At 39.7% G+C, this 10,231-nt stretch carries 11 protein-coding genes and 1 pseudogene; 4 read left to right on the forward strand and 8 right to left on the reverse strand.

Going from position 1 to position 10,231, the window contains the following annotated elements:
• Positions 1-115 (forward strand): IS3 family transposase (locus AC1DUW_RS14510; RefSeq protein WP_477642814.1); only part of this gene is annotated, 115 nt, incomplete at its 5' end.
• Positions 116-188: 73 nt separating this feature from the next.
• Here the strand turns inward: AC1DUW_RS14510 and AC1DUW_RS14515 are convergent.
• Both AC1DUW_RS14515 and AC1DUW_RS14520 read right to left on the reverse strand, forming a co-directional pair.
• Positions 189-350, reverse strand: a complete 162-nt coding sequence (locus tag AC1DUW_RS14515; protein WP_157444387.1) for a hypothetical protein — start codon at positions 348-350, stop codon at positions 189-191.
• Between the two features lie 420 nt (positions 351-770).
• Complete coding sequence (locus AC1DUW_RS14520) at positions 771-2,264, reverse strand: peptide MFS transporter (RefSeq protein ID WP_477642812.1); 1,494 nt, start codon at positions 2,262-2,264, stop codon at positions 771-773.
• 315 nt (positions 2,265-2,579) lie between these two features.
• On the opposite strand from AC1DUW_RS14520, the gene AC1DUW_RS14525 reads away from it, so the two are divergent.
• On the forward strand, positions 2,580-2,804 hold the full coding sequence (locus AC1DUW_RS14525) for a hypothetical protein (protein WP_053347855.1): 225 nt from the start codon (positions 2,580-2,582) through the stop codon (positions 2,802-2,804).
• 99 nt (positions 2,805-2,903) lie between these two features.
• Here the strand turns inward: AC1DUW_RS14525 and rsiV are convergent, their stop codons facing one another.
• Positions 2,904-3,773, reverse strand: coding sequence for an anti-sigma-V factor RsiV (rsiV, locus tag AC1DUW_RS14530; RefSeq protein ID WP_053347856.1), 870 nt, complete (start codon positions 3,771-3,773; stop codon positions 2,904-2,906).
• The gene (locus tag AC1DUW_RS14535; protein ID WP_053347857.1) at positions 3,758-4,273 is read right to left on the reverse strand and encodes a sigma-70 family RNA polymerase sigma factor; all 516 of its coding nucleotides are present in this window, start codon (positions 4,271-4,273) and stop codon (positions 3,758-3,760) included. Before AC1DUW_RS14535 ends, rsiV begins: the two co-directional genes overlap by 16 nt.
• Positions 4,274-4,458: 185 nt before the next feature.
• Here AC1DUW_RS14535 and AC1DUW_RS14540 point away from each other — a divergent pair, with 185 nt between their 5' ends.
• Positions 4,459-5,877, forward strand: coding sequence for a polysaccharide deacetylase family protein (locus tag AC1DUW_RS14540; protein WP_053347858.1), 1,419 nt, complete (start codon positions 4,459-4,461; stop codon positions 5,875-5,877).
• Positions 5,878-6,163: 286 nt separating this feature from the next.
• Here AC1DUW_RS14540 and AC1DUW_RS14545 read toward each other — a convergent pair whose 3' ends face one another.
• Positions 6,164-6,883, reverse strand: a complete 720-nt coding sequence (locus AC1DUW_RS14545; protein ID WP_377443477.1) for a YebC/PmpR family DNA-binding transcriptional regulator — start codon at positions 6,881-6,883, stop codon at positions 6,164-6,166.
• Between the two features lie 286 nt (positions 6,884-7,169).
• Here AC1DUW_RS14545 and AC1DUW_RS14550 point away from each other — a divergent pair, with 286 nt between their 5' ends.
• The gene (locus AC1DUW_RS14550) at positions 7,170-7,895 is read left to right on the forward strand and encodes a DUF4261 domain-containing protein (RefSeq protein WP_477642813.1); all 726 of its coding nucleotides are present in this window, start codon (positions 7,170-7,172) and stop codon (positions 7,893-7,895) included.
• Between the two features lie 30 nt (positions 7,896-7,925).
• Here the strand turns inward: AC1DUW_RS14550 and eutC are convergent.
• From eutC to AC1DUW_RS14565, 3 genes and pseudogenes are all read right to left on the reverse strand, one after another.
• Positions 7,926-8,678, reverse strand: a pseudogene (gene eutC, locus AC1DUW_RS14555) (ethanolamine ammonia-lyase subunit EutC); the annotation flags it as partial.
• A 14-nt stretch (positions 8,679-8,692) separates the two neighbouring features.
• The gene (locus AC1DUW_RS14560; RefSeq protein ID WP_477642815.1) at positions 8,693-10,057 is read right to left on the reverse strand and encodes an ethanolamine ammonia-lyase subunit EutB; all 1,365 of its coding nucleotides are present in this window, start codon (positions 10,055-10,057) and stop codon (positions 8,693-8,695) included.
• An 18-nt stretch (positions 10,058-10,075) separates the two neighbouring features.
• A partial coding sequence (locus AC1DUW_RS14565) for an ethanolamine ammonia-lyase reactivating factor EutA (protein WP_477642816.1) occupies positions 10,076-10,231 on the reverse strand: 156 nt, incomplete at its 5' end.

Consider the following 10,231-nt stretch of genomic DNA (forward strand, 5'->3'; position numbering starts at 1 on the left):
TTTCAAACAAGAATTAGAGGAATATATCCATTACTACAATCATCAACGAATCAAGGTAAAATTAAAAGGCATGAGCCCGGTAGATTACCGGATTCATGCCCTCAAGGCTGCCTAATTAAATAAAGTGTCTAACTTTTTGGGTTCACTTCAAGAGCATATCTCATTCCGGTTCCTTTTCGATTCGATTTTCAGTTCTTCGCAGGAGACTTCGTGAAATACGCTGCCATTAAAAGAAAAATCACAGATAATGTCCACAGTGTGATTCCCTTCCATGGAAAATCAACTGTTAACCCAATCATCTGCACAGCTGCACTTAATAAAATGAAAATCATCACTAGCCTCTTTTTCATCCTGCACCTCCTCTGGTTAATTCCATACATACTTCACGTTTTTGCAAAGTGATTTTTTCACCTGATACGCTAAGCACATTTCGACACGAAAAAGCCAAGTTTCCTTAGCGTATATTTTCCGCGTTTTGTTAGCAGGACCTCTCAAAACACTGAACAACTGGCGTATGGTAATGCCCGTTGACTCCATAAAAGAATTAGCCTGAAGTGAAAACATTCTAGGCTAACTTCCGGATTCTGCAAAGGGTTACATTGGATGCCCTTTTTTTCCGACAATTGTTGAATGATGTCACTCTACTCAAACATAGGGATTTCCGGCGGATGCACAAAACATGATAATCATTGTAATAAAAAAGATGACCCTTTTCAAAGGTCATCTTTTTTTTATAGTCTATTCCTTTTTTCCTTACTGCTGGCTAAGTGTTAGCGAATGCCTTTCATGTAACCTTGAATCTTAGGTGATAAGGCCATCAGAGCCAGTCCAAGGATCATTGAAGCAACGCCGATCACTCCAAAATAAGCCATTTCGGTTTGAGGAGTGTAGAATCTAACGATTTGCGCGTTTAGTGCTTGTGCTGCTGCACTTRCCAGGAACCACAGGCTCATCGTTTGGGCCGAGAATGCAGCCGGAGCCAATTTTGTAGTTGCTGAAAGTCCAACAGGGGATAAACAAAGTTCTCCAAGCACTACAAGGAAATAACTAAGTACAAGCCATAATGGATTGACTAATGAGTCTGATCCACCGAAATAAACAGGAAGCAGGATCACCAAGAATGATAAACCGGCGAATAGCAAACCTAATGAGAATTTTTGAGGTACGGTCGGCTGACGCTTTCCTAGTTTAATCCATAACCATGCGAATACTGGTGCAAGGGTAATGATGAACAAAGGGTTCAATGATTGGAACCATGCCGGGTTTATTTCTATTCCAGCAAAATTCAACTGTGTCCGTTTGTCTGCATAATTTGCTAATATAGTTGCACCTTGCTCTTGAATTGCCCAGAACATGACAGCTGCTATAAACAAAGGAATATAGGCTATCAATCGTGAACGTTCAACAGAAGTTGTTTTAGGGCTGCGATACATGAAAATGAAATATAGGGTCGGGATAAGGATCCCTAGGATACCTACAAGATTAATAAAGGTTTTAATCGTTAAGATACCTTTAGTGGCAGTGATGCCGATGATGGCAGCTACAATCAATGTAGCTATTCCCAATTTAGTGAATACGGTTTTCTTTTCATTTTGCGATAATGGGTTAGCAGGAAGAGTTCCAGCTAGGCCCAGGTTCTTTTTCTTTGTTGCAACAAAGACGATAAGCCCAATTAACATACCGATTGCCGCCAGCCCAAAACCAAGGTGGAAGCTGTAGTTCATTCCGACTGTACCGACAAGAAACGGTGAAAGGAATGCCCCCATGTTGATACCCATATAGAATATACTGAAACCGGAATCCCGGCGATCGTCATTTTCCGCGTATATTTCCCCGACAATGCTGGAAACATTCGGTTTTAATAGACCAGTACCCAGAACAATGAGTACCATGGAAACAAAGAACATAGAGAGACTGCCTGGTACAGCAAGGACAATATGCCCGAGCATGATCAAGATACCACCGTAAAATACAGCTTTGGAAGTCCCGAAAATCCTATCGGCAAGCCATCCGCCAATTATGCCGGACATATATACTAAAGATCCGTAGATGGATACAAGGGCAAGGGCTGTGTGTTCATCAAGACCTAGTCCCCCTTTAGAAACTTCGTAATACATATAGTAAACAAGAATGGCCTTCATGCCATAATAGGAGAAACGCTCCCAGAACTCAGTAAAGAAAAGGGTGAATAGTCCTTTTGGGTTTCCAAAAAAACCTTTTTGAGGTACACTATCCACAATTTTCTGTTTATTTATCGTTGCCATACCAAGCCCTCCTTTTATTATTGTATAATAACTTTTATTTGCTCTATTGTAAATAAATATTTAGTATATTTAAATAATTTATTTCAAAATAATCACCTTGAAAACCGATCTTACAATCTCCAAAAGCTTAAGGGGATATAATACCTAACTTTCCCAACCGCATCGCAACAGATACACTGTGCAAAAAAAAGAGGGTTCGAAAAATATAAGAGCAAATAAAAAGAGTATATTGTAAAAAAAATCCAACCAAACCAATTCAATACACCGTATAATATATATAGAAAAAATACTTTTTAAAAACGAGGAGGCACAAGTATGATAGGTCTAGTAACAGTTGTAATGATATTTTCCATTCCCATTATTGGAATCCTGACGAGCCATTTCGAAAAACAAGCAAAAACCAAACACAATATGATTAAAGACGAATTAGAACTCGAAAAACTTAAACACGAAAACTTTCTTATTGAAACGGAAAAAATGAGGCTTGAACTGGATCAGATGAAATTTGGAGAATCAAAAGACGAACCAAAGTTACTGTGATCGCGTAACTTTGGTTCGTCTTTAATTAACGAGTATTTTAAGTTCTCTGTTTTAAAAACAGATCGCTCTTCATACATATAAGTTTAAATAAGTAAGTTCTTAATGAATATATTGATCCCCAACTAGAAGATCTGATATAACCTTGGTCGGGATCGTAAATTCAACTGCACCCATATATCCTGGTGCTGCTTCATAGCTGTTAAAAGCGATCACAAGCTTGCCATCTTTGTTGATATAAAAGTTTTGTGTTGCATCGATACCTTTAAATTCAACAAATTCATCGTCTTCCACCCAATATATTTTATTTGGGTCCTCAGCCATTTGCTGTTTCATCTGTTCCATAATATTCTCGTTTATTACCTGAAGATAGCGGTCATCTTTAAACAAACTATTTAACGTTAATAGCACTTCGTTTTTCTTGTCAACTGTATCAAATTGGCTCTCTGTAGAACTGGAAGCTTGAATCTTGTCTGTATAACGCTGGACGGATAATATCGTGTCATTATCGGTTAATATCTTATATCCACTTTCCACCGAGATATTTCCATTTTCTCCTTCCTTCAGAGTAGACATGGAGTCCGTGAATTCCTTATAGAGCTGTTTGCTCTCCGCTATGTATTTATCATTTAAGCTATTTTCCAGCTGTTTATTTTCCAGTCCTGTAATAGCTGGTGTTTTGATTACTGCTGAGGAATTATTTTCTTCTTCATTCCATTCAACGAATGTAATCACTTCGATGACTTTTTCAACTATCGGAATGTCGCTCATTGCTTTTGCTACTGCCGGGCTCATGTTTACTGAGGCTGTCACAATCAGCAGGGCCGCTGCTGCTGTAATCCATATGGTTCTGGCAACCCTTGGCTTTTTCCTGGGTTTTTCATTCAAGGCCGCTTGAACGACATCGTTTAATTCCTTAGGGATTGGTGTTTGAAGATACTCTTCTCGCAGATCCTTTAATTTTTTTTCCATTTTTTCGTTTCCTCCTGTTCAGTCATGTTGATCCGCAATAGTTGCAGTGCTTTATATAATCTCGTTTTAATTGTGCTTACGTTCTCTTCCAACACTTCCGCTATTTCTTCCAACTTCAAGTCCTCAAAGAAACGAAGAATGACTACCGTTTTATACTTGATCGCAAGTCCCTCCATGGCCCTTTGCAAATCCAGGTCCCGATAGTGATCTTCCTCTCCACTACGTAAGTATTCTATTGTTTCGTCATCCGCAATTGTCAGTTTCTTATTCTTTCGTAAAACATCAAGTGCCGTTCTGACTATGATCTTATATAACCAGCTGTCTATAGAAGCAGCATCTTTAATTTTGCTGCTCGAGGCTAGCGCTTTTCTGATTGATTCCTGCACGATATCAAGCGCATCCTCTTTATTTTTCACATAGTAAAAAGCAAGTCTGTACAAATTTTCTTGCCGTTCGGTTATCCGGGCCGCTATTAATTGATTTATATCTAGATTTTTCATTGCCTTAAAGAGCTCCTTACATTTAAATTACGTATCCTAGGTACAAAGGATAGACGCTCGACGGGTCTTAAAAGTTTGAAAATGGCAAAAGAAAGATTTTCATATAAAAAAATGAAATTTTTTACAAACTATTAAGGCTTTTGGCGCGTCTATATAGTAGAATGATTATCGAGGTGGAATGCATCATGAAGAAATTAAATTATAAAAAGGTCTTTATTTTTCTATTTTGTCTAACAGCTGCAGTGGGAGCAATGGGTTTAGCTATAAAAAGCCTAGCTTTTGATAAGAAGAAAACTGTTTCGGCTTATTCAAATGATCAAAATTACCCAGAAGCTGATATTCAAACGTTTGTAAAAGATGATACGAAAGGCGGGTATTCAGTAAGCAGGCCCGTTCTTCATATAGAAAATATCGACAAGCAACTAGAAGCTTACATAAAAAAAGAAATAAAAGATTACGAAAAGAAATGGAAAGCCATTGGCGGTAAAGCATCTTCTGAGCTTAACCTCACTTATACGATACTCCATTTCAGCAAGCAAACCATTACCATTTCCTTCGATAAATATGAACAAGTAGGAGGAAAGAAGCAGTCCGGATCCCGGATCTTCACTTATGATATTCCATCTCAGAAAAAACTCTCTATAGAAGACATTTTTGCCACGGATACTGATTATTTATCCGTTTTATCTGACATTGTTTATGAAGAGTTAACCGAGAGTAAAGAAGAAGGCATTTCGAAAAGTCTTATTAAGAAGAAAAACCAACTAAAAGCAGCCAACTTTGATTCTTTTTCAGTGCTGAAAAATACGCTTGTATTCTATGTAAAGACTGATGAGGATGGAGACTCATCTAAGACTCATACCATCGCTATTAATAAAGAACTTTTCAAAAATAGTTTGCTAGATTCATATCAAAGTAAAGATTTAAATCAGGATCGTGTAAAGGAATGGCAACCGAAACATGTCGTCGCCAAGCTCCCAGTGAAAAATGAATGGATTGACCCTTCACAAAAGGTAATCGCCTTAACGTTCGATGACGGGCCACATCCAAGTCATACTATGTCTATCCTGGAAGCCCTAAACAAGTATGATGCACATGCTACCTTTTTTGTGCTTGGAAGCCGCGTGCAACACTATCCAGAGGTGCTGCAAAAGATGACTGAACAAGGTAATGAAATCGGCAACCATTCCTGGGATCATCCACAATTGACACGTCTAAGCAAGAAAAAAATCAAAAGTCAAATTGAGCAGACTCAAGACGCTATTGAAAAAGCTACCGGAACTGAGCCAGACCTTATTCGTCCCCCATATGGAGCGATTAACGATAATGTCCAGGAAAATATGGAAGATATGAAGGTCACACTTTGGGATGTTGACCCGGAAGACTGGAAAAATCGCAGTAAAAAGAAGATTGTAGGCAAAGTAATGAGCAAAGCCAAAGACGGTAAAGTCATTCTTATGCATGATATTTACCAAACTAGCGCCCAGGCTGCAGTGGAAATCATCAAACAACTGCATGACAAAGGATATCAACTAGTTACCATTTCCGAACTAGAGCAGGTAAAAAAAGACCGCGAACTTTACGGTATCGACTTACAAGAATAATAGATTGTTAGCAGACTAAACGAAAAGAGAAGGATAGATAAAAGCCAAATTAATTTGCTTTTATCTATCCTTCTCTCCTTTTATTTTCAACCTTGTTATGCACCTTCATTAAAGCCTTTAATATCTTCTTTAGTAGGCTGAGGTTCAAAATGGAACTGCCAATGATTTTTCAGTCATAAAAGAAAACAATTCATCAAGTCCGTCATTTACATACCAGGCTCTCAGTGCCCCATGAATGCAAAATAAGCAGGCCTTTGATTACATAGCAAAGGTCTGCTCAACTTTTTTATTCCCCAAGATCCACATTGTGATAGACCTGTTGAACATCTTCTAAATCTTCTAATGCATCGATCATTTTTTCGAATTGTGCTTGTGCATCTTCCGGAAGGGTTAGGTCATTTTGTGCAAGCATCGTTAGCTCTGCTACTGTAAATTCCGTAATGCCCGCATCTTTGAATGCTTTTTGTACAGCATGGAATTGTTCAGGTTCAGCATAAACGATAACCGCCTCTTCTTCTTCAATAATGTCACGTACGTCAACATCCGCTTCCATTAATAATTCAAGCACATCGTCTCCTGTTTTACCTTCAATACCGATAACTGCCGTTGCATCAAACATATAGGCTACAGATCCACTGACTCCCATGTTTCCTCCGTTTTTACCAAATGCAGCACGCACATCTGATGCCGTCCGGTTCACGTTGTTTGTCAGCGCATCTACGATAACCATTGATCCATTTGGTCCGAATCCTTCATAACGAAGTTCGTCATAGCTTTCTTCAGAACCGCCTTTTGCTTTTTCAATCGCACGGTCAATAATCGTTCTCGGCACATTGTACGTTTTCGCACGTTCAAGTACAACTCTCAAAGCCTGATTAGATTCTGGATCTGGTTCACCTTGTTTGGCTACTACATAAATTTCACGTCCAAACTTAGCATAAATACGACTTGTATTTGCATCTTTTGAAGCTTTTTTTTCTTTGATATTGTTCCACTTACGACCCATTATATTCCACTCTCTTTCATCATTGAATATACACAAATTGATTACTATAATTCTTGTCTCTACAGCATTTTTTCATATAACTAAAAGGAAATCCATAAATAAATTCCACGGAAGATATGCTATACGATTACTAGATTATATTATACAACAATTGTATAAATTTGAAAAAGTCCTGCACACCATCTCTAGGGACAAATTGAATCCAACCTGGCACTTTGTTTTTTTAATACTATGGAAAACGCCAAGAGTAGTATAGTATTAAATGATTACAAAGGAGAGATGCTACATGACGGATACTCAAATTATTATCGGGATACCTGGAAAGTGGAAGAACCGAACAGAATTGATTCAAGCTGTGGCTTCTCAAAGTGAAGGGTACCTGCTAGCCGGTCATATTTTGCATAGCAAAGATAAAAACATAACTTTCCAAGTGGAAGTCTATGATTATGAACCGAATTTGAAAGAAACCTTTTCCTATGCCAGTAAAGGGGCCTTTTCGGAGCGTTTATTAGAGGAAATCAATAATCATACTTTTACGGTTTATATAATTGCTGATGTATCTGACTTTGGAAATATTACAGATTTAGTTGATGCTGGGGCAGCAATCCTGAAGGCTGGCGGAATGGCTGTAAAAATAGAAACCGCAGGCATTGCACATTCAAAAGAGGATTGGCAACAACTTCATCATACCCCGGATATTCTCTCGGTTTATGCCCATTTTGTTACGATTATTGGCGAGGAAGATTATTATTGTTCATTTGGACTGAAAGCATTTGGTCTACCAGATGCCGTGACACTTAACACGATGAGACCAAAAGAGGCAGCTGATTTACTTAACACATTTAATTATTATCATGCAGGAGAAAGACCTATCTTTACAAATGGTGAAACCTTTTGTGTACAACCAGATGCACCCGCCTATATATTGACGAGTCTTCAAGACTTTAGATACGAAGAAGACCATCCTTTCTACAACCCATTTGGATTATGGAATTTAGGGACAAGTAAATAGAGGAGCTATAAGCTCCTCTATTTTTGTTATTCAAGCTGATCCCGTACTCTTTTCTTCCTCATTTTCTTTCTTCACGAGTGACATACCGCTTGCTTGGTATTTAAGGATTTTTTGAATGACCGTGCCGAGATGCGCTCCCGCTTCGACCGGTGGAATGCCGCCCTTATGGATGTTAGAGATGACCATCCGCTCTGCTTCAATGGTACCCAAACGAGGTTCGTAGCAAAAATAGGCGCTCAGTGATTCAGCACTGACAAGTCCCGGTCGTTCACCGATCAACAGGACAATGACCTTTGGTCTAAGAATTTCACCGACATCATCCATCACAGCAACTCTGCCTTTTTCAATATAAAAAGGCGTACCGACATCCAAGTTTGCCCTTAGCAAAGATTGTTTAAAAGATAGATAGACGTCTTCCACATTTTCTTCGACTGCCTTGGAGCTCAAGCCATCTGAAATGATGATTTGAACCATAGGGCCCTTTATGCACTTGGCTTCAATCATTTGCTTTGCTTCGACCGAAAGCTTTCGGCCATAATCCGGACGGCGCAAATAGACTTCCTTATCACTCGCCCTCGTTTTCACTTTGAACAGATCCAACCGTTTCAATAAAACCTCACTAACGTCACCATATACTGCATCAACAGCAGCAGCGTGGTCAAACCTAAACTTCAGCCATGAATCCGTCCTCGGACGTGTCCCGGCTCTGCCTATCCCGATTCGGGCAGGAGTTTTCGTTATCAAGTCTTCTAATTCTTCCTTATTAAATGGTTCGTTTATTCCCATATCATCCACTCCTAACGGTTAAAAATAGTCGGATCACCCGCGCATTTCGTCAACTTGCCGTTTTCCATGATACCCATCTTCTCTAGCCAAGATTCGAATAACGGCGCAGGTCGCTTGTTCATCGTTTGCCTCAATGTTGCTATATCGTGGAAACTCAAAGACTGATAGTTCAACATACAGTCATCCCCCATTGGAGTAGCGATGATAAAATTCACACCAGCCGCGGATAAAAGAACACCCAGGTCCTCAATATCATTTTGATCCGCTTTCATATGATTCGTATAGCAAATATCCACTCCCATCGGCAGGCCATGCATTTTCCCCATAAAATGATCCTCTAACCCGGCGCGAATGACCTGCTTGCTGTTATAAAGATATTCTGGACCGATGAATCCGACGACCGTATTGACGATGTACGGATCAAAATAGCGTGCAAAGCCATAGTTCCTGGCCTCAAGCGTCACTTGATCAATTCCAAAGTGGGCTTCCGCTGATAATTCTGAACCTTGCCCCGTTTCAAAATAAAGATGTTGTGGACCTGTGCCGGTTCCATAGGACTTTGCTACCTCATTGGCTTCTTCAAGCAATTCAACGCTAATTCCAAAAGAACGATTGGCCGCTTCCGTTCCGGCTATGCTTTGAAAAATCATATCAGCAGGTGCTCCCTGCTGTACGGCTTTAATTTGAGTGGTCACATGAGCAAGTACGCAATTTTGGGTTGGGATATTCCATTTTTGAATTACGTCCTGAGTGGCATTTAGCAACCTTTTGATACTTTCCACTGAATCATCGACAGGGTTGATTCCAATGAGTGCATCCCCAATTCCATAGGAAAGGCCCTCCTTTAATGAAGCTAGCATCCCTTCCACATTGTCAGTCGGATGGTTAGGCTGAAGACGGGAGGCAAGTGTTCCTTTGTATCCGATCGTACTATTGTTTTTGGTAAGCACTTCGATTTTATTGGCTGCATGGATGAGATCGAGATTCGACATGAGCTTTGTTGCAGCAGCAATCATTTCACTATTCAGTCCTCTACTTATCCTCATTAAATCTTCGCCAGTCGTCTCATCACTTAAAATATATTCCCGCAGTTCGGCAACCGTCCAATTTTTCACAGATTGATAGATGCTACGATTGATGAGTCCATCAATTATTCGGGACACCTCATCCTCATCCGGAGAGAGTAATGGATAGTTTCGAATGTCTGCTAAAGTCACTTCGCTTAGTACCGATTTCGCAGCAATCCGTTCCTGGACCGATTCGGCTGCAATCCCTGCAAGTCTATCCCCTGATTTCTCTTCATTTGCCTTGGCCAATACGTCTTTTAGCGAAGTAAATTGATAGGTCTTCCCAAAGTATTGTGTAGATAATTTCATCATATCCTCCTCCATTTCTTAGTTGTGGAAAGTTAGTGTTTTAACAACAACCGGCACAACCCCTGACCGCAATAGCCTTCCTATATCTAAATAATCACCATGCTCCACCTGTGTTTGATCGATACAGATAACCGGCTGTTCCGGCTGACTCGCTAGTAAGGTCTGACCAAGCAC

The organism is Peribacillus sp. P4_C12 (assembly GCF_056402095.1).